Raw genomic sequence first — 19,990 nt, 5'->3', positions numbered from 1 at the left:
AGTCCAACATAAGTGAATAACCATTAATAATATGGGTATAATAAGCCAGTTTTCGTCCAATATTAAAGCAGTAAAAGGCTGTCACGATGAACGCAGAATCTAATAACAAGGACTATTCGAAAACCAATCGAATTAAGATTCACCAGCCTGATGCAGATAAGGCTGATCGCTTTAACCCCCGCAATCGGATTTATGTCCGTGCAATCGATGGATTATGGAGTAGTTTACGCCGCCGCATGGGCTGGATAGCAATGCTCTTCTTCCTGATATTACCTTGGATCCCTTGGGGAGATCGTCAAGCCGTATGGTTTAACCTCGCTGAGCAGAAATTCCATGTCTTTGGCTTAACGATTTGGCCGCAGGATCTGACCTTACTTGCCGCTCTCTTTATGATAGCCGCCTTTGCGTTATTTTTTGTGACAACCTATCTCGGCCGAGTTTGGTGTGGTTACACTTGCCCGCAAACCGTTTGGACGTTTATGTTCATTTGGTTTGAGGAAAAACTCGAAGGTGCCCGTAATAAGCGCATTAAGCTAGATCAAATGCCATGGGGTTTTGACAAAATCTGGCGCAAAACCGCAAAACACACTGCATGGATAGTGCTTTCGCTCATCACGGCAATGACCTTTGTATCCTATTTTGTGCCGAGCCGTGAAGTCTATGTCGATGTATTTACCCTTAATGCATCAGGCGCAATCTACTTCTGGGTGGTGTTTTTTACCTTAGCGACCTACGGTAATGCGGGTTGGATGCGTGAAATCATGTGTATCCATATGTGCCCTTACGCGCGTTTCCAATCGGCGATGTTTGATAAAAACACCTATATCGTTGGTTACGATGCAAAACGCGGTGAGACCCGCGGCCCGCGCTCACGTAAAGCCGACCCCAAAGAAATGGGTCTAGGTGATTGTATTGACTGCGACCTCTGTGTTCAGGTTTGCCCTACCGGTATCGATATTCGTAATGGCTTGCAATATGAATGTATTAACTGTGGTGCCTGTATTGATGCGTGCGACCAAACCATGGAGCGGATGGGATATCCTCTAGGGCTGATTAGTTACACCACCGAAAATAAACTCGAAGGTATTAAAGAGAAGGTACTGCGTCCGAAGCTGGTGGGTTATGGTGTGGTGCTGGCCGCGATGATACTGATCTTTATCTATGCGAGTGCGACAATTGCGCCAGTGCGTATGGATATTATCCGCGACCGTAATCAACTCTATCGAGAAAATGATCGAGGTTTGATTGAAAACACCTTCACTTTGAAGATCCTGAACAAGACAGAGCAAGCCCATGAATACACGATGAGTGTTGAAGGCCTCAACAACTATAAGTGGTATGGACCTACCTCAGTGACGATTGCTGGTGGAGAGGTATTAACTCTACCTATTAGTATCGGGGTCGATCCGGTCGAACTTTCGCGTTCAGTGACAAACATCGAGATAAAAGTGAAAACCCATATTGATGGTGAAGAAGTCGAAGTCGAGCAAGAATCGCGATTCTTCAGCCCATAGTTACTGTTTCGTTAACCAAATGAGTTTAAAAAGGGACTGTTTAGTCCCTTTTTTATTCATGTTGCTGGATATCTAGGCGTCTAGATGATTAATCGTAATTTTCTGACAAAAAGCGCTTGCACAAAAAGTTCTGCTGCCTATAATGCGCATCCACTGACACGGCAGACAGCGAAAGCGAGCGCGGTTACAGTGCGAATCGAATGCAGAATGTGCAGTTGATTCGAAAGCCTCAAGAAGTTTGTAAAAACGCCTTGACGCGACAAGGGAAATGCGTAAAATACGCAGCCCTGACCCAGTGAGCGGTAACGCAAGCGATGAGGTCAAACGCTCTTTAACAATCTAAACAAGAAATCTGTGTGGACACTCACAGGTGTTGAGTTAATCGAAATTACTCTGCCGTTTGGCGAGTAATCAAAGAATTAAATCAATGAATGAGTGTTCATAGCAATATGTACAACGACTTATTAAGTTAAGTCGATTCAGAATTCATTGAGTCGTTTAACGCGAGTTAAACAAAAAACTTTTAATTGAAGAGTTTGATCATGGCTCAGATTGAACGCTGGCGGCAGGCCTAACACATGCAAGTCGAGCGGCAGCACAAGGGAGTTTACTCCTGAGGTGGCGAGCGGCGGACGGGTGAGTAATGCCTAGGGATCTGCCCAGTCGAGGGGGATAACAGTTGGAAACGACTGCTAATACCGCATACGCCCTACGGGGGAAAGAGGGGGACCTTCGGGCCTCTCGCGATTGGATGAACCTAGGTGGGATTAGCTAGTTGGTGAGGTAATGGCTCACCAAGGCGACGATCCCTAGCTGTTCTGAGAGGATGATCAGCCACACTGGGACTGAGACACGGCCCAGACTCCTACGGGAGGCAGCAGTGGGGAATATTGCACAATGGGGGAAACCCTGATGCAGCCATGCCGCGTGTGTGAAGAAGGCCTTCGGGTTGTAAAGCACTTTCAGTAGGGAGGAAAGGGTGAGTCTTAATACGGCTCATCTGTGACGTTACCTACAGAAGAAGGACCGGCTAACTCCGTGCCAGCAGCCGCGGTAATACGGAGGGTCCGAGCGTTAATCGGAATTACTGGGCGTAAAGCGTGCGCAGGCGGTTTGTTAAGCGAGATGTGAAAGCCCTGGGCTCAACCTAGGAATAGCATTTCGAACTGGCGAACTAGAGTCTTGTAGAGGGGGGTAGAATTCCAGGTGTAGCGGTGAAATGCGTAGAGATCTGGAGGAATACCGGTGGCGAAGGCGGCCCCCTGGACAAAGACTGACGCTCATGCACGAAAGCGTGGGGAGCAAACAGGATTAGATACCCTGGTAGTCCACGCCGTAAACGATGTCTACTCGGAGTTTGGTGTCTTGAACACTGGGCTCTCAAGCTAACGCATTAAGTAGACCGCCTGGGGAGTACGGCCGCAAGGTTAAAACTCAAATGAATTGACGGGGGCCCGCACAAGCGGTGGAGCATGTGGTTTAATTCGATGCAACGCGAAGAACCTTACCTACTCTTGACATCCACAGAAGAGACCAGAGATGGACTTGTGCCTTCGGGAACTGTGAGACAGGTGCTGCATGGCTGTCGTCAGCTCGTGTTGTGAAATGTTGGGTTAAGTCCCGCAACGAGCGCAACCCCTATCCTTATTTGCCAGCACGTAATGGTGGGAACTCTAGGGAGACTGCCGGTGATAAACCGGAGGAAGGTGGGGACGACGTCAAGTCATCATGGCCCTTACGAGTAGGGCTACACACGTGCTACAATGGCGAGTACAGAGGGTTGCAAAGCCGCGAGGTGGAGCTAATCTCACAAAGCTCGTCGTAGTCCGGATTGGAGTCTGCAACTCGACTCCATGAAGTCGGAATCGCTAGTAATCGTGGATCAGAATGCCACGGTGAATACGTTCCCGGGCCTTGTACACACCGCCCGTCACACCATGGGAGTGGGCTGCAAAAGAAGTGGGTAGCTTAACCTTCGGGGGGGCGCTCACCACTTTGTGGTTCATGACTGGGGTGAAGTCGTAACAAGGTAGCCCTAGGGGAACCTGGGGCTGGATCACCTCCTTACCTATACGACTAACTCGATGTTTGCTGAGTGTTCACACAGATGGCTTGTTGAACTTCCTGTAAGGGAAGGGAGAGCGACATGCACCGCGAGCCGGTATGCATTGTTCTTTAACAATTTGGAAAGCTGATAGTAATTAACGCAATGATGTCTGTCGTTGTGTTAATACGAAAAAAATTGAGTTCTTAAAACACTTGTTAAGTGTCTTGAATATTCAAGTCTAAGGCGAGTCCATCTTCTTGGTCGAAGATGAGACAAGTAAAACCAGCTGGTCGCAACGACGCAAGTGATGTGAAACTCATTTGGGTTGTATGGTTAAGCGACTAAGCGTATACGGTGGATGCCTTGGCAGTCAGAGGCGATGAAGGACGTAGTAACTTGCGAAAAGCGTTGGCGAGCTAGTAACAAGCATTTGAGCTAACGATGTCCGAATGGGGGAACCCGGCCGCATAAGCGGTCATCATGTGGTGAATACATAGCTACATGAGGCAAACGAGGGGAACTGAAACATCTAAGTACCCTTAGGAAAAGAAATCAACCGAGATTCCCCTAGTAGCGGCGAGCGAACGGGGATTAGCCCTTAAGTCAGAGGGGTGTTAGTGGAATGGTCTGGAAAGTCCAGCGGCACAGGGTGATAGCCCCGTACACGAAAACTAACCTTTGATGAAAACGAGTAAGGCGGGACACGTGATATCCTGTTTGAATATGGGGGGACCATCCTCCAAGGCTAAATACTCCTGACTGACCGATAGTGAACCAGTACCGTGAGGGAAAGGCGAAAAGAACCCCTGTGAGGGGAGTGAAATAGAACCTGAAACCGTATACGTACAAGCAGTGGGAGCGGTTCTTGAGACCGTGACTGCGTACCTTTTGTATAATGGGTCAGCGACTTACGTTTTGTAGCGAGGTTAAGCGAATAGCGGAGCCGTAGGGAAACCGAGTGTTAACTGCGCGTTTAGTTGCAAGGCGTAGACCCGAAACCCGGTGATCTAGCCATGGGCAGGTTGAAGGTTGAGTAACATCAACTGGAGGACCGAACCGACTAATGTTGAAAAATTAGCGGATGACTTGTGGCTGGGGGTGAAAGGCCAATCAAACCGGGAGATATCTGGTTCTCCTCGAAAGCTATTTAGGTAGCGCCTCGAGCGAATACCATTGGGGGTAGAGCACTGTTAAGGCTAGGGGGTCATCCCGACTTACCAACCCTTTGCAAACTCCGAATACCAATGAGTACTACTCGGGAGACAGACGGCGGGTGCTAACGTCCGTCGTCAAAAGGGAAACAACCCAGACCGTCAGCTAAGGTCCCAAAGTGTATGTTAAGTGGGAAACGATGTGGGAAGGCTTAGACAGCTAGGATGTTGGCTTAGAAGCAGCCATCATTTAAAGAAAGCGTAATAGCTCACTAGTCGAGTCGGCCTGCGCGGAAGATGTAACGGGGCTAAACATACCACCGAAGCTACGGGTGCAATTCATTAGAGTTGCGCGGTAGAGGAGCGTTCTGTAAGCCGTTGAAGGTGAAGGGGTAACCCACACTGGAGGTATCAGAAGTGCGAATGCTGACATGAGTAACGATAAAGGGGGTGAAAAACCCCCTCGCCGAAAGACCAAGGGTTCCTGTCCAACGTTAATCGGGGCAGGGTGAGTCGACCCCTAAGGTGAGGCCGAAAGGCGTAATCGATGGGAAACAGATTAATATTTCTGTACTTCCGCTAACTGCGATGGAGAGACGGAGAAGGCTAGGCTAGCGCGGCGTTGGTAGTCCGCGTTTAAGGTGGTAGGTGGGTGACTTAGGCAAATCCGGGTCACTATACACTGAGAGCTGATGACGAGTCCCCAAGGGGATGAAGTAGTTGATGCCATGCTTCCAGGAAAATCTTCTAAGCTTCAGGTTAGCGGGAATCGTACCCCAAACCGACACAGGTGGTCGGGTAGAGAATACCAAGGCGCTTGAGAGAACTCGGCTGAAGGAACTAGGCAAAATGGTACCGTAACTTCGGGAGAAGGTACGCTCTTGTTGGTGATGAGACTTGCTCTCTAAGCTGACGGGAGTCGCAGATACCAGGTGGCTGCAACTGTTTATCAAAAACACAGCACTGTGCAAACTCGCAAGAGGAAGTATACGGTGTGACGCCTGCCCGGTGCCGGAAGGTTAATTGATTGGGTTATCGCAAGAGAAGCTCATGATCGAAGCCCCGGTAAACGGCGGCCGTAACTATAACGGTCCTAAGGTAGCGAAATTCCTTGTCGGGTAAGTTCCGACCTGCACGAATGGCGTAATGATGGCCACGCTGTCTCCAGCCGAGACTCAGTGAAGTTGAAATTGCGGTGAAGATGCCGTATACCCGCGGCTAGACGGAAAGACCCCGTGAACCTTTACTATAGCTTGGCACTGAACATTGACCCTACATGTGTAGGATAGGTGGGAGACTATGAAGTTGGAACGCTAGTTCTGATGGAGTCGTCCTTGAAATACCACCCTTGTAGTGTTGATGTTCTAACTTGGCCCCATTATCTGGGGTAAGGACAGTGCCTGGTGGGTAGTTTGACTGGGGCGGTCTCCTCCCAAAGAGTAACGGAGGAGCACGAAGGTTGGCTAAGTACGGTCGGACATCGTACGGTTAGTGCAATGGCATAAGCCAGCTTAACTGCGAGACAGACACGTCGAGCAGGTACGAAAGTAGGTCATAGTGATCCGGTGGTTCTGAATGGAAGGGCCATCGCTCAACGGATAAAAGGTACTCCGGGGATAACAGGCTGATACCGCCCAAGAGTTCATATCGACGGCGGTGTTTGGCACCTCGATGTCGGCTCATCACATCCTGGGGCTGAAGTCGGTCCCAAGGGTATGGCTGTTCGCCATTTAAAGTGGTACGCGAGCTGGGTTCAGAACGTCGTGAGACAGTTCGGTCCCTATCTGCCGTGGGCGTTGGATGATTGAGGGGAGTTGCTCCTAGTACGAGAGGACCGGAGTGAACGAACCGCTGGTGTTCGGGTTGTCATGCCAATGGCATTGCCCGGTAGCTATGTTCGGAATCGATAACCGCTGAAAGCATCTAAGCGGGAAGCGAGCCCCAAGATGAGTCATCCCTTGGACTATAAGTCCACTAAAGAGCCGTTCGAGACTAGGACGTTGATAGGTCAGGTGTGTAAGCGTTGTGAGGCGTTGAGCTAACTGATACTAATGACTCGAGAGGCTTAACCATACAACCCAGATGGGTTTTGCTAAGTAGCACTTAGACGAATACAAACACTTAAGAAGTGGTCATAAAATGCTCCTGCATTTATGACATCAAGTACCTCCATGTACTTGTGAACTCAAACAGCTTTCCAAATTCATTTACTGCCCACATAAGATGGGGAGTAGATACCAAATTTGCTTGGTGACAATAGCATTGTGGTCCCACCTGATCCCATCCCGAACTCAGAAGTGAAACGCAATCGCGCCGATGGTAGTGTGGGGTCTCCCCATGTGAGAGTAGGTCATCGCCAAGCGCCTAAATAAACAATGAAGCCAGCTGAATAAGCTGGCTTTTTTGTTTTTGAAATTTCAAACTGCCTGTTTGTTGTAACATAGCGATCCCATATTCAAAACATCTACATATTCAAAACATCTAAATGTTATTAGATGATTACAATCAATCACTGTCTTAATTTTTAGGCAGTATTCTCCAAAATACTCGTATTTATGTTAAGTCTTTTTGCTTAGTCGTAGGTTTACCGTTAGCATACAGGGCGTCTATTTCTTTATTTAAGATCATAAGCTACCAATGCTTCGCAAACTCTCACTCGCCTTATTAATTCCTGTGTGTATGCTGACACTTTATTTAGTGTTAGTGACTGCTGAGTATTTTTATGAGAGTGAACTGGTGCGTAAGGAGTTAGCTGATCGTCAAGTTAGTCAGATAAAACAGCAGCTTTTGCGTATGCAGGCTGTCGTTCAGTCAGCACAGGCATTGCAAGATATTGAGCGGATTGAGCAGGAAGTGTCTCTAGCAACCTTAGATATGAATGTGATGGTTTATATCTTGCTGGATGCGAACAGTCTGATCCGTTTTGCTAATCATACTGTTTGGCGCGATAGCAATGCGATAGAAGTGATTGATGGATATGATGTGCTTAGACATCATGCCGTAGTGCAATCAGGTCAGGCAAGTATTTCGGTCAATCCAGAAAGGTTATCAATTCAAGCTTATTATCCAGTTGACGCCCAGTATCCTGGGGCCACAGAGCTGCTTTATCTTGAATCTGATCTAGCCCCTTTGGTCACGAGAGCATCAAGCGAGTTACAACAGCGATTTATGCGTGTGTGGGGGCTTGGGGCGTTGCTGCTTATTGGCTTTACCTGCGTGTTATATTATCTGCTAATACGTCCACTGAAGCTGTTATGCAAATCGGCACAACATGTCGGCACATCGGCATTTTCTACTCAAGTACCTTGGAGTGCGTCCGAGATTTTATCCCTGCAAACAAACCTTCAATTGGTTCATGAGCGGTTAGCGCGAGCGGTTAAACAGCTTAATGATAGTGAACAGCGTTGGTTATTTGCCGTTGAAGGGTCGCGCAATGGTATTTGGGATTGGGATCTTCGTACTGGCGAAGTGTTTCTCTCCGACCGCTGGAAAGAAATGATAGGTTATCAACCCGATGAACTGGAAGGGGTATTCCAGACATGGGAAACACGTTTGCATCCCGAGGATAGACGGGCTGTATTGCATTGCTTACAGGAATATGTGAGCGGAAAAACAAAAGAGTTTGAGAGTGTTCATCGCTTACAGCACCGCGAAGGGCATTATGTCTGGGTATTTGACCGTGGCATGTTAGTCGACTGGGACCATCTTGGTAGACCGACTCGGATGATAGGCATTCATGTCGATGTATCAGAGAGTGAGAGAAACCATGCTGCGATTGCGGAGTTAGTGAAGCAATCGGCAGGTGGTCATCGGATGCTTCCTGAAGTATTTATGGCGCAATTGTCACATTACCTGACTCAACGTAATAGTTCTGGCCAATGGGGAGCATTATTATTCGTTAATGTCGATACCTTAGGCATTAGCGAGGCATTATCATCCCACGAACTTGAGCGTTTACTGTCGCAGCTAAGTGCAAGGCTCTCGAGTTACTTTACAGAGAACATTGTCGTTGCTCATATTGAACTTGGTCATTTTGCTCTTTTAATTAAGGAGTTGGCCGTTGATGCTGAGATTGCAGGGCGTCGAGCATTAGCTTTGGCAACCGAGTTAAGACAAATTACGATTCGCCCTTTCCATTATGGAGAGTCTCATTTTAGTTTGAGTGCCAACGTGGGTATTTGTTTATTAGATCCCGTCGATACTCTCACTCCAGAACTCGTGGTTCAGCGTGCGCAACTCGCAATGAAGTGTGCTCTGTCACTGGAGCATGAGGGATGCGCGTTTTATCATCCAGAGTTAGCGTCTGCTGTTGATCCTGAATCGTCATTAATCAGTGCATTGCAACATGCGATTACTGACAATCAACTCTCTTTGATGTTCCAGCCTGTTGTTGATAGGCAAGGCAAAATTGTTTCTGCAGAGGTTTTATCTCGCTGGTATTTAACCAATGGTGAAATCGTGCCTGTAGCGCAGTTTATTCGCTTAGCTGAGCATAATGGATTAATCGCCGCGCTTGATTTAAATGTTGCCGATCGAGTTTGTCAGTTAGTCAAACAGTTTAAGCAACAAGGCATCATACTGCCGCGTATGACGTTGAATATAAGTACCTTATCTTTTTGCCAAGCTGATTTTGTAGATCAATTTATTACTTTAGTTCGTTCCTATGAGCTTGATGATAAGCAACTGGGGGTTGAACTTGCTGAGGGTATATTACTTACTGCTAACGCTTTTGTTGAGCCACGTATCCGACAGTTAACAGAGGCTGGTATTGCGATTACATTAGATAACTTTGGTGCTGGCCAGTGCGCCTTAAGTTGCCTACACCACTACCCGCTTACAGAGGTTAAGTTAGATTTGCATTGTGCTGCAAGCTTGCTGGTTGATGCCAGTTGGAGCCAAGCGCTTATCCAATCGATACAATCTTTTAAACTGCCGATAGTGGCGAAAGGTGTCGAATCTGTACAGCAACAGCAGCTATTTACAGCCTTAGGATGTACGCACTTTCAAGGCTACAATATCGCTCGAGCCTTGAGTTTTAATGATTTTATACAGCTTGCTTGTCCACGTCCCTTGTTGCGTAGCGTTTAAAAAAGTCGAGTACGTAATTGAGTGCTTGATTGCGATAGCTATCCTTCTCCATAAAAATTTCATGGGCAGCACCTGCAATCACTTTTAGTTGGCAATTAGAACTCACCGCAAGATTTTGTGCGGCATTGTCGACAATTTTATCCTCACCAGCTTGTAGGATCAGAATGGGTGTGCGGATATATGCCGTGGCCAAGACACAGGCATCGGCCGCATCTAAGGATTCAGTCAACCAGCGGTTAGTCGGTGAGCCTAATTGCAGCTTTGGCGCTGCATCGTACAATTCTCGGTAAGCTTGATAACGGCTCTGGCAATGGGTGAGATCATTGCCTTTAAAGGGAGCGGCCTTATAGTTTTGCCCGCTGAGAACATAGTTAGGCTCTCCACCGTTGAGGCTGGTATCGAGCTTACTGGCTAACCAACGGACAAACCCTTTAGGCATAGGTAACTTAATACCATACATGGGGGCTGAGAATGCCGCCGCGGTAAACACATCTGGATGTTGTTTGAGATACAAGGTGCCGATGGCGCCGCCCATGGAATGCCCGAGTAAGAACAGCGGTGAAGTGGCATGTTTAAGTACAACGCTTTGCATAAACAGGGCAAAGTCGTCGATATAGTCGTTGAACCGCCGCACATGGCCTTGATGGGGATTTGCCGTCATGCGGCTCGATAATCCCTGGCCGCGGTGATCAATGGCAAACACCGAATAGCCTTGCTGATACAAGTCAAATACCAATTCTTGATACTTTAAGTAGGACTCAACTCGGCCACTGCTGATAACTATGCTGGCATGGGCCTTGGGATGCTTGACCATCATGTAGGCCAAGGTTAATCCATCGGGGGTTTTGAGTGTGTCTTGGATAACGGTTTGCCAAAAGGCTTGCTGTTCAGAAGTATTTAAATCGTGTTCCGTTGAAAAAGCTACCTTGGAAAACTCTTTCATAGGAAAGTTTTGGGGCGTTTGGCTCATACTCTGTCGCACATCTCGGGCAAAAAGGTTTGCTAGAGTGTATCAGAGAACTGGGGCGGGCAGGAAAGGGAGCAGGAAAATACCCGCTCCCTTGGGATGAACTTAAATTGCGGCTTTTTGTGCTTCTATAAAGTCGTTTATCTGTTGCTCCAGCACTGACATAGGCACTGAACCATTTTCTAATACGGCGTCGTGGAAAGCGCGAATATCGAATTTGTCGCCTAAGGCTTGCTCGGCTTTCGCGCGTAGGCGTTTAATGGTGAGCTCACCAATCTTGTAGGAGAGTGCTTGCCCTGGCCAGGTAATGTAGCGGTCAATCTCAGTGGTCACATTGTGGAGCGATAACGCCGTGTTGCTCGCCATAAACTCGATGGCTTGTTCTCTACTCCAGCCTTGGGCGTGCATCCCCGTATCGACAACAAGGCGAGCGGCACGCCACATCTCGTAAGTGAGGCGTCCAAAATTACTGTAAGGGTCTTGATAGAATCCCGCTTCTAAGCCTAAGTATTCGCTATACAATCCCCAACCTTCACCAAAGGCCGAAATGTAGCCGTAGCGACGAAAATCAGGCAACGAGCTCAGTTCGGAGTTGAGTGAAATCTGCAGATGATGTCCGGGCACCGCTTCGTGTAGCGTTAGCGCTTCGAGTTCATAGAGCGGGCGCTTATCTAAGGCGTAGGTATTAACCCAGTAGTAACCCGGCTCGTCATCACGATTAGATCCTGAATAACGGCCTGAGGTGTATTTAGGGGCAATTTCGGCCGGCACTGGCGCGATACCATAGGGTTTTCGCGGCAATTTACCAAAATATTTGGGCAACATGGCATCGGCTTTTTTGGCAATAAAGGCCGCCTCTTTCAGGAGCTGATCAGCACTGGTGGTGTAAAACTGGGGATCGGTTCTTAAGAAATGTAAAAAATCGGCAAAGCTGCCTTTAAAGCCAACAGACTTAATGACTTGCTCCATTTCCTGGCGGATACGCTTAACTTCTTTTAAACCAAGTTCGTGCACTTCGGCCGAGGTCATATTTAAGGTCGTGTAGTAGCGAACGCGGTTCTCATAGAAGGCATCACCATCGGGTAAGCTGTTGGCGGCAATATTTTCCCGAGAGTTGGGCATATACTCCTGAGTCATAAAATCATAAAAAGCCTGATAGGTCGGGATTACATTTTGTTCGACTAAGATTCGGCCTTCTTGGGTGAGCTGTGCTTTTTGCGCCTCGGTAAAGTGGCTTGGATATTGAGTAAATGGCTTGAAATAACTGCTTTTCTCTACCGGTAAGATGTAAGCACTAATGCTGTTTTCAAATCCCTTGAGCGTGGCTTTAGGGGGCGTAATGCCTTCCTTTAAGCCTTGTTTTAACCAATGGGTTTGCTGGGCAAAATAGGTCGGTAGCGCTTTAAGCTTACCTAGGTAGTTTTGGTAATCCTCTAGGGTGTTGAATCGCCCTTGTGCAATGGAAGATATATAGGCGTGGAAGCCGCTCTCTGCGGTGATTGGCAGGTAGTAATCCTTGTATTTATAGAGATCAACCTCATTTTGGATCTGATCCTCGAGGATTTGGGCGTTGATTTTATCTTCTTTACTCAGCTTGCTGCGATTCAGTGCTTTCAATTGGGCCAGAATGGCAATTTGTCCTTGATTGAGCTTGGCTAAGGCTTCTGGTGACAGATCTTGTAGTTTACCCGCAGCACTTTTGTCCCCCATTCCATAGGCCATTTCTGGGCTGGCACTGAGTTGGAGTTGCCAACTTTGATCCACAATCGCTTGCAGTGCTGGTGCCATAGTTTTGGCTGGCGCCTGCGCTGTAGTGATGGTTGTCGGTGTATGTTCGATAGGAGTTTGAGCTGTGCTACAGGCAGTTAGGGCGCAAATCAGTAAGCTTGGGGTAAAGAGTTTATGCATGATTTATCTCGGATATTTTCGTTGTTATTGAAGTCATTATGCCTGAGGTTTACCCCAGATTCTTGTACGCATATTAAGCAGAATTGTGACTGAATGTGAATTTAAATCCTGCCCTTAGCTAAGTGCCACCAAAGAATGCGTGTTAAACTTAGTGTCCGCCCTAGACCAAATAACAAAAGCATTGGCTGGGTAGTTCACATAGGGGTTAATTATGATCAATACATCCATTCCATTGGTGGATTTGCATCGTCACTTAGATGGTAACGTGCGAGTGAACACCATTTGGGAACTCGGACACCAACATGGCATTGCTTTGCCTGCCGATTCTTTAGAGACTCTCGCGCCATTTGTACAAATTCAGGGGAAAGAAACCAGCTTAGTCGCCTTCTTAAAGAAGCTTGACTGGATGGTGGCCGTTCTCGCTGATTTAGATGCGGTAAAACGTGTCGCCTATGAAAACGTGGCCGATGCTGCGTTATCTGGCCTTGATTATGCGGAGCTGCGTTTTAGCCCATATTACATGGCGATGAACCATAAGCTACCGATTGAAGGTGTGGTTGAAGCGGTTATCGATGGGGTGAAAGCAGGCCTGAAAGATTACCAAGTTAAAATCAATCTTATCGGAATTATGTCGCGCTCTTTCGGCCAAGCCGCTTGTACTCAGGAGCTTGAAGGCTTACTCGCCCATAAACAACACTTAGTCGCGATGGATTTAGCCGGCGATGAGTTAGGTTTTCCTGGCGAGTTGTTTAACGAGCACTTTAAGCGAGTGCGAGACGCAGGCTTAGCCATTACCGCCCATGCGGGCGAAGCGGCGGGTTCACAAAGTATGTGGCAGGCGATTCAGGAGTTGGGTGCGACACGTATTGGCCATGGGGTGAATGCGATTCACGATCCTAAGCTGATGGAATACCTCGCTAAACATCGTATCGGTATCGAATCTTGCCCAACCAGCAATCTGCATACTTCGACTGTGTCTTCCTATGCTGAACATCCCTTCAGAACCTTTATGGATGCCGGTGTGTTGATAAGCCTGAACACCGATGATCCGGGTGTGAGTGCGATTGATATCAAGCATGAGTATCGCATTGCTAAGTCTGAACTGGGACTTAGCGATATTGAGCTGACTCAGGTGCAACGTAATGGGGTGGAAATGGCGTTTTTATCCGAGAGTGAGCGTAAGGCGCTGTATGCGGCTAAAGCTTAAGTAAGTAGCTCTATTTCCCAATAAAAAATCCGACATTCGAGTCGGATTTTTTTATTGGAAATGTGTCAGTGTTAGATCACACGGGAGAACTGTTGTTGACGCGCTTTTTGACGGTAGTAAAGGTCGAAGCACATACAGATATTGCGGATCAACAGGCGGCCTGTGGGGCTGATGGTGATCTTTCTGTCGGCGATTTCAACTAATTTATCGTCGATAAAGGTTTGCAGTAGTTTTAAGTCTTCGGCGAAGTATTCCTCAAACTTAATACCCAGTTTGTCATCCATTTTTGCCATATCTAAATCGAAGTGGCAGATCAATTGTTTGATCACTACGCGGCGGATTTCGTCGTCACGGTTGAGGCTACAACCTTTCCACAGCGCATGGCCATCTTTGTCTATGGCTTCGTAGTAAGGACGAATGTCCTTCTGGTTTTGCGCATAACAATCGCCGATTTGGCTGATTGAAGACACGCCCAGACCGAGCAGGTCGCATTCTTCTTGGGTGGTATAACCCTGGAAGTTACGGTGCAGTTTGCCTTCGCGTTGTAACTTAGCCAGCTCATCGTCAGGCTTAGCGAAGTGGTCCATGCCGATGTACTGATAACCCGCGCCGGTTAAGGTCTCGATCGTTTGATGCAACATCTCGAGTTTTTGTTTTGGCGAAGGTAAATGTTCATCTTTGATCTTACGCTGCGCGGCAAAACGCGCGGGTAAGTGGGCATAGTTGAATACAGATAGACGGTCGGGCGACAGGTCTAACACGCGCTGCATGGTGGCGGCGAATGTTTCGGGTGTCTGGTGTGGCAGACCGTAAATTAAGTCGATATTGGTTGAGACGAATCCCATGGCCTTGGCTTTGGCCATTAAATCGAAAATAAATTGCTCGTCCTGCTCGCGGTTAACTGCGACTTGTACTTCTTTATTGAAGTCCTGCACCCCGATAGAAATGCGGTTAAAGCCTGCTTCTTTTAAGGTATCGAGCATTGAAAGCTCAATCTCACGCGGGTCAACTTCGATCGAGAACTCACCTTCAGCGGCAAAGTTAAAGTTAGCCTTGATTAAGTCGGTTAACTTCAAAATTTGCTCTGGATTTAAGAAGGTTGGAGTGCCGCCGCCCCAGTGCATTTGGGTGACTGTGTAGTGCTTAAACAGCGGAGCACGCTTAATAATTTCGAGGCTTAAATACTCAATGTATTGATCAGCCTTGTGGGCGTGGCGAGTGATGACTTTATTACAGCCACAGTAGTAGCAAAGTTTGGCGCAGAAGGGGATGTGAATATACAGCGACAGTTTGTCACTCTTACTGTTTTCAATCGCCGTTAACAGGTTTTGTTCAGTGAATGAATCATCGAACTCTAGCGCCGTTGGATAAGAAGTATAACGGGGACCGCTGTAGTTATATTTTTCGATCATCGACTGATCCCAGCTTATCTGAGTGGGCTGCTTCAAGGCGTGTCCTCCGAGGGTAAATTAGCAACAAACGAAGTATGCAAGGTTCTTAGGTAAATAACCTTGATCTAGGTTGTAAAAATGATGTCTGCCATTTTAGAAGTTACGCAATATCTATGAAAAAAGAGCGTGTGTCTGTCGTTTTTTGGAGGTTTTGTGCACAGGCTCACGGGAAGTCGCACTCTATGTGATGAACGGATTTAAATTGATCGCCTCGAAACCGATCCAAATTTGGCTTCGAGACGGAGTAAGCGTTTTTAGTGCGGTGCTTTTAGCTGATAAGTCGACAACTTTTTAGCATCTTCGTTAATACCTTCGGCAAGCTCAGCTTCAGATTTCATTCGTGTAAAATCGAGTTTCATTCGATCTTGCTTTGGCAGAGCTTGGCGGGCTTCCATAATCGGATGATTTTTAATTAACTCAAAATGTTGGAAGAGTGCAGGAAACTCTGGTGCGACTCGCTCGCTGAGGGATAAAATCTCAAACAAACGCCCAATCCTGACCACGCCTTCGGAGATTTCACAGCGGTCTTCAATCATGGCTGTCGCAATATAGCGGATATCTTCGAGTACTTGTGCTCGTTTGGCATTAGCTGCCACTTCGCGCTCGGCAAAAAGCGCTTGTTGACGGTGTTTTTGTTGCTTGAGTTTGAGGAGTAAAAAAGTGGCGTAGCTACTGAGGGCAACAATAATGATAAAACCAAGAACGATAAGAGTGGTAGACACGAGAACTCCTTGTTCAGAAAGCATAAAAACAAAACATAATCGTTTTGTTTTTATGCATATTCTAAGATTTAAAACTTATCTTGATAATCTTTTAGCAGTTCGGCACCTGATTCAAAGCGATCGAACAGGTCGTCATCTGAATCAGCTTTAGATTTCGCTGGCACTTCATCTTCTAGCTCATCGCTAATACCCAGTTTAATCATCAGGGCTTCAATCTTATTCAGCTGCTGATCTAACCATTTTTGATCGGCATCATTTAAGTTGCGACCTTCTTCTAGCATATCGAGCAACTGATTTAGTCTTGGATCTTCTTCCAGCTTCAGTAATTTTTGCTCGTCAGTTAACTTTGGCTGCTTAACCTTTGGCGTGGCTGGCTTTTCTGTCGCGGTTGGCAACGTCAAAGCCACAGGTTTTTTACTGCCATGGCGAGGATCTTTGCTCTGTGCAGCCTTTTTCTGTGGTGCTTGAGCCTGGATCAGCGCTTCATTATGACGACTGCCAGACTTGTTACCCTTTTCTGCGCGCTTGCCTGTTACTTCAGCACGGTCCTGCTTTTTCACTCTTGGCTGTTGTTTGGGGCTATTCTCGCCGCCCTTGCGTGTTTTCTTGCTACGAGACATGATTTTCTCAATTATTTACATCGTATGGCCTAGCCGATACGGGATCGACTAAGTGCTAAATTCGGTCGGCTGTTATACCAGATTATGATGTTTTTTGCATCAAAACGAGGTCTTTCGCGGCAAATAATAGTTCAAAATCACTATTACTCGCTAGGTATTCAAAAGTTAGTCTTTGGTAAAAACTCACGTGAGTGAGATTGTTTTTATAATGCCACTTAGCAAAACCTTCTAAATCAATTAATAAAGGAGTACTAATTGCTAACCAGCCTCCTGGTTTAAGCAAGCGGGTCAGTAATCTCCATTCTTTGAAGGGATACTGAAAATGCTCAAATACTCGGTAGCAGCAAATAAAATCATACTCTTGCTTTAGAGGTTCATGGTCAGGAGCAAAGAAAGGGTCATATTGCTTGAAGGTGTGCCCCGCCGATTCAATGGTCGCCAGACTGGTTTGATCTAACACGCGTCCAAAATTTAAGCCCGTAAGGCTACCTTTTTGCTGCAGTTGTATTTGTGTCAGTAGCGGCAAAATAAATTGCGAGAGTTGGCGTTGTTTGGCGGCAATCCGCGAACGGCCATAGCGCTGCTTTTCTGCCGCAGGAGGCAGATGGCTATTTGCATCAGCAAAAGTGAGTCCGCATGTCTGGCAAATATAAAAACACCGTTTTTTGTCCTGTAGGAGCAACAGTGTTTGTGTGCTATGACAAAGGGGACATCTGCGCATTGAGTCAACTGATAAAAGATTAAGGCTTTGATTGTAACAATTATATTTGCAGAGTGCACTTTCTAGACAAAGTGCGTTTTGACTGAAAATCACAAAGAAAAAAGGCGGCAGTTAAACTGCCGCCTTACAAACAGTGCATTTTAGCACCCTATTCTGATTCCAAGTATCCGTACTTGCTATGCGACTTTCCCGGTCGGTATCCTTCTTTTTTTTACTGCTTTCCCTGCGTGTTTTTGTTAGCGGTCTTCCAGACTCTTAATTCTTTCCTGTCGCCATCCTGACCACAGTTTCCGTAGATGGTCTCAAGACACATCTTTTATAGCAGCGTCATCAATGACGTTAAATCAACCATCCTTGTTACTTGAAGTACCTTCCAGTGATAACAAGCTTCCAGCCAGTGCATCCAAAGCGATTAGCTTCCTTTGCTACAGTTTACATCATGTAAAACTGTGTCCTGATGGGGCAAGTTACCCTGAATGTAAGGCGTTTTGCTTTCGCAAATTGGCGTTATTGGCCGTCCCTTACAAAAATGTATGACCTGGATTTCAAAGCGAAATCACTGCTCTTGTTATTATTAGAGAGTGGTCTTAGTTATATTGTTGTTATTGAGAGTCTTTATTCTTATATCTTGAATGTTAATTATACCGAAATCTGTAAGTTATTATTAATTTATTTGTACAAACAGATGGGTTTATCTCGGTACGGGGCTTATTAAACCCAAATCTGTGATCCATGTCAAGCATGAATCTTTATCAGTTTACGTTAACGTAAACTAGGCGGTGTAAAAAAAGGGTGACAACACACCCTTCTTTACATCGCTAAACCTTATTTCAGGCTAGCAAGATATTTAGATAGTGCATCGATATCACTGTCATTTAACTTCTTAGCGACATCTTGCATCATACCGTTTAGGTCATTGTGACGACCTGCATCACGGAACTTAGTCAGTTGGATCTTGATATAGTTAGCGTGTTGACCGGCTAATGCTGGGAAACCGGCTGATTCAGCCCCTTTACCATCTGGACCGTGACATGCCATACATGCAGTGATGCCGCGTGACACATCGCCACCTTTGTAAAGTTTTGCACCTAGCTCAGGAACATCTTTCACCTCAGCAACTTGGATTGCTTGAGTAGAGAAATATGCAGTAATGTCGAGAATATCTTGATCACTAAGAGGCATTGCCATACCACTCATGATAGGATCCATACGACCATCTTTACCGCCAGATTGTGCCGCACTACGGAAATCATGTAGTTGCTTTTGGAGGTATGTGGCGTGTTGGCCCGCAAGCTTAGGGTACATATCGATCATGCTGTTACCGTCCATACCGTGACAGGCAGAACAGACGATAATTTTAGTTTTTCCCGCTTCAGCATTACCTTCAGCAATCGCAGGTGAAGATATGGCGGCAACTACAACAGACAGCGCAAGAGCTAACTTTTTCATGGCGTTCCAACTTCTGGTTAAGATTATTATCCTGAGCTTACTAGGGTGACCCGCAAGCGTGGTAAAATATGTTTAATGTGATCGGGGTAATATTTTACACGAAAACGTGGAAAAGTAAGCAATTCTTCATAAATTATGGTATTGCGCAGTAAATATATTGGAGTAAATAGTGACTGAATCTCATATAGATTTTCGCAGGGCGAAGTTTTTAATCAGTGCACCAGACATTGCACATTTGGATCAATATCTGCCTGGCGATGTCGGTGTTGAGATTGCTTTTGCTGGTCGCTCCAATGCTGGAAAATCGAGTGCGCTCAATGCATTAACTGAGCAAAAAAACTTGGCTCGTACCAGTAAAACGCCTGGACGTACTCAACTGATTAACGTATTTGAGCTTGATGCACAGCGTAGATTAGTCGATTTACCGGGTTATGGTTTTGCCCAAGTGCCATTAGCCATGAAGATTAAATGGCAACAATCTCTAGGCGAGTATTTACAGAAGCGTGCTTGTTTAAGTGGTGTTGTGGTTTTAATGGATATCCGTCATCCCCTAAAAGATCTGGATATGCAGATGATCGAATGGGCGGTTGCGAGTGAAATTCCAGTACTCGCATTACTGACTAAGTCCGATAAATTGGCGCAAAGCGCGAAGATGAAAACCGTGAACGAAGTGCGTAAAGCGCTGGTTGAGTTTGGTGATTGGGTACAGGTTGAGCCTTTTTCTGCGCTCAAGGGAACAGGCAAACCTAAAGTGCTTAGTATCTTAAATGAATGGTGTCATCCGCAATGGTTGGCCGATGAGTTAGAAAACCAAGAAGACGCTGAGTAAGCCTTTTGCTTTATGGTCGGATGCCACTAGCGCATTCGGCCATCTCTTTCTGCTATATCCCCTTATAAAACGTCGATTTCACCCCGCAAATTTTGGGCAAAAAAATAGCCGATAACATTAGTCACCGGCCAAAATTTTAGCTCTTTTGGGGAGAAGCTAAATTCAACAAGACTCAAGCACCATCAAATTACCTTCAATGGTTCTCAATGAAGACAGCATACATCGAATTTACCTTTTATTAAAGTAAATACTCTAAAATTTACTCGCCTTTGTTGAAATCATCCCTAGACCGAAAAAAGAGCAAAAAAAAGCCCCA

The 19,990-nt window shown here is 46.4% G+C and carries 11 protein-coding genes and 3 rRNA genes; 7 read left to right on the top strand and 7 right to left on the bottom strand.

The window, feature by feature from the left end:
• Nucleotides 1-86 precede the first annotated feature (86 nt).
• From ccoG to FJD32_RS22325, 5 genes are all read left to right on the top strand, one after another.
• A complete protein-coding gene (gene ccoG / locus FJD32_RS22345; protein ID WP_037431664.1) occupies nucleotides 87-1,514 on the top strand; it encodes a cytochrome c oxidase accessory protein CcoG in 1,428 nt (475 codons plus the stop codon).
• 524 nt (nucleotides 1,515-2,038) lie between these two features.
• A 16S ribosomal RNA gene (locus FJD32_RS22340) occupies nucleotides 2,039-3,581 on the top strand.
• Between the two features lie 311 nt (nucleotides 3,582-3,892).
• A 23S ribosomal RNA gene (locus FJD32_RS22335) occupies nucleotides 3,893-6,785 on the top strand.
• Nucleotides 6,786-6,958: 173 nt separating this feature from the next.
• Nucleotides 6,959-7,074: ribosomal RNA gene (gene rrf / locus FJD32_RS22330) — 5S ribosomal RNA — on the top strand.
• Together the 16S, 23S and 5S rRNA genes form the textbook arrangement of a ribosomal RNA operon.
• A 275-nt stretch (nucleotides 7,075-7,349) precedes the next feature.
• Nucleotides 7,350-9,800: an EAL domain-containing protein gene (locus FJD32_RS22325; RefSeq protein ID WP_140907466.1), complete on the top strand. Its 2,451-nt coding sequence runs from the start codon at nucleotides 7,350-7,352 to the stop codon at nucleotides 9,798-9,800.
• Here the strand turns inward: FJD32_RS22325 and FJD32_RS22320 are convergent.
• Both FJD32_RS22320 and FJD32_RS22315 read right to left on the bottom strand, forming a co-directional pair.
• Nucleotides 9,757-10,770 (bottom strand): alpha/beta fold hydrolase, encoded by a 1,014-nt coding sequence (locus tag FJD32_RS22320; protein WP_140907465.1) that lies wholly within the window; start codon nucleotides 10,768-10,770, stop codon nucleotides 9,757-9,759. The genes FJD32_RS22325 and FJD32_RS22320 overlap by 44 nt on opposite strands.
• A gap of 102 nt (nucleotides 10,771-10,872) precedes the next feature.
• Complete coding sequence (locus tag FJD32_RS22315) at nucleotides 10,873-12,675, bottom strand: DUF885 domain-containing protein (RefSeq protein WP_140907464.1); 1,803 nt, start codon at nucleotides 12,673-12,675, stop codon at nucleotides 10,873-10,875.
• A 211-nt stretch (nucleotides 12,676-12,886) separates the two neighbouring features.
• On the opposite strand from FJD32_RS22315, the gene add reads away from it, so the two are divergent.
• Nucleotides 12,887-13,882: an adenosine deaminase gene (add, locus tag FJD32_RS22310; RefSeq protein WP_055648204.1), complete on the top strand. Its 996-nt coding sequence runs from the start codon at nucleotides 12,887-12,889 to the stop codon at nucleotides 13,880-13,882.
• Nucleotides 13,883-13,953: 71 nt separating this feature from the next.
• Here add and hemN read toward each other — a convergent pair whose 3' ends face one another.
• The 5 genes from hemN to FJD32_RS22285 form a co-directional block, all read right to left on the bottom strand.
• A complete protein-coding gene (gene hemN, locus FJD32_RS22305; protein ID WP_080612454.1) occupies nucleotides 13,954-15,330 on the bottom strand; it encodes an oxygen-independent coproporphyrinogen III oxidase in 1,377 nt (458 codons plus the stop codon).
• A 257-nt stretch (nucleotides 15,331-15,587) separates the two neighbouring features.
• Nucleotides 15,588-16,055 (bottom strand): DUF2489 domain-containing protein, encoded by a 468-nt coding sequence (locus tag FJD32_RS22300; RefSeq protein WP_037429860.1) that lies wholly within the window; start codon nucleotides 16,053-16,055, stop codon nucleotides 15,588-15,590.
• 68 nt (nucleotides 16,056-16,123) lie between these two features.
• Nucleotides 16,124-16,675 (bottom strand): Der GTPase-activating protein YihI, encoded by a 552-nt coding sequence (yihI, locus tag FJD32_RS22295; RefSeq protein WP_037424074.1) that lies wholly within the window; start codon nucleotides 16,673-16,675, stop codon nucleotides 16,124-16,126.
• 82 nt (nucleotides 16,676-16,757) lie between these two features.
• Entirely contained in the window at nucleotides 16,758-17,396 is a 639-nt protein-coding gene (locus FJD32_RS22290) for a class I SAM-dependent methyltransferase (protein ID WP_037429866.1), read from the bottom strand.
• Between the two features lie 825 nt (nucleotides 17,397-18,221).
• Nucleotides 18,222-18,845, bottom strand: coding sequence for a c-type cytochrome (locus FJD32_RS22285; protein WP_037424071.1), 624 nt, complete (start codon nucleotides 18,843-18,845; stop codon nucleotides 18,222-18,224).
• Between the two features lie 169 nt (nucleotides 18,846-19,014).
• Here FJD32_RS22285 and yihA point away from each other — a divergent pair, with 169 nt between their 5' ends.
• Nucleotides 19,015-19,674: a ribosome biogenesis GTP-binding protein YihA/YsxC gene (gene yihA / locus FJD32_RS22280; RefSeq protein ID WP_140907463.1), complete on the top strand. Its 660-nt coding sequence runs from the start codon at nucleotides 19,015-19,017 to the stop codon at nucleotides 19,672-19,674.
• Nucleotides 19,675-19,990 lie beyond the last annotated feature (316 nt).

The sequence above is a fragment of the Shewanella sp. LC6 genome, assembly GCF_006385735.2.
Classification (GTDB): Bacteria; Pseudomonadota; Gammaproteobacteria; order Enterobacterales; family Shewanellaceae; genus Shewanella; species Shewanella xiamenensis.
Note: the sequence above shows the minus strand (reverse complement) of the source record. Positions and strands in the feature narration are given on the sequence as shown.

Coding starts and splice junctions, on each gene's coding strand:
- FJD32_RS22290 (WP_037429866.1), bottom strand. CDS start 17,396: ATGCGCAGATGTCCCCTTTGTCATAGCACACAAACACTGTTGCTCCTA.
- FJD32_RS22320 (WP_140907465.1), bottom strand. CDS start 10,770: ATGAGCCAAACGCCCCAAAACTTTCCTATGAAAGAGTTTTCCAAGGTA.
- FJD32_RS22315 (WP_140907464.1), bottom strand. CDS start 12,675: ATGCATAAACTCTTTACCCCAAGCTTACTGATTTGCGCCCTAACTGCC.
- ccoG (WP_037431664.1), top strand. CDS start 87: ATGAACGCAGAATCTAATAACAAGGACTATTCGAAAACCAATCGAATT.
- FJD32_RS22285 (WP_037424071.1), bottom strand. CDS start 18,845: ATGAAAAAGTTAGCTCTTGCGCTGTCTGTTGTAGTTGCCGCCATATCT.
- FJD32_RS22325 (WP_140907466.1), top strand. CDS start 7,350: ATGCTTCGCAAACTCTCACTCGCCTTATTAATTCCTGTGTGTATGCTG.
- yihI (WP_037424074.1), bottom strand. CDS start 16,675: ATGTCTCGTAGCAAGAAAACACGCAAGGGCGGCGAGAATAGCCCCAAA.
- add (WP_055648204.1), top strand. CDS start 12,887: ATGATCAATACATCCATTCCATTGGTGGATTTGCATCGTCACTTAGAT.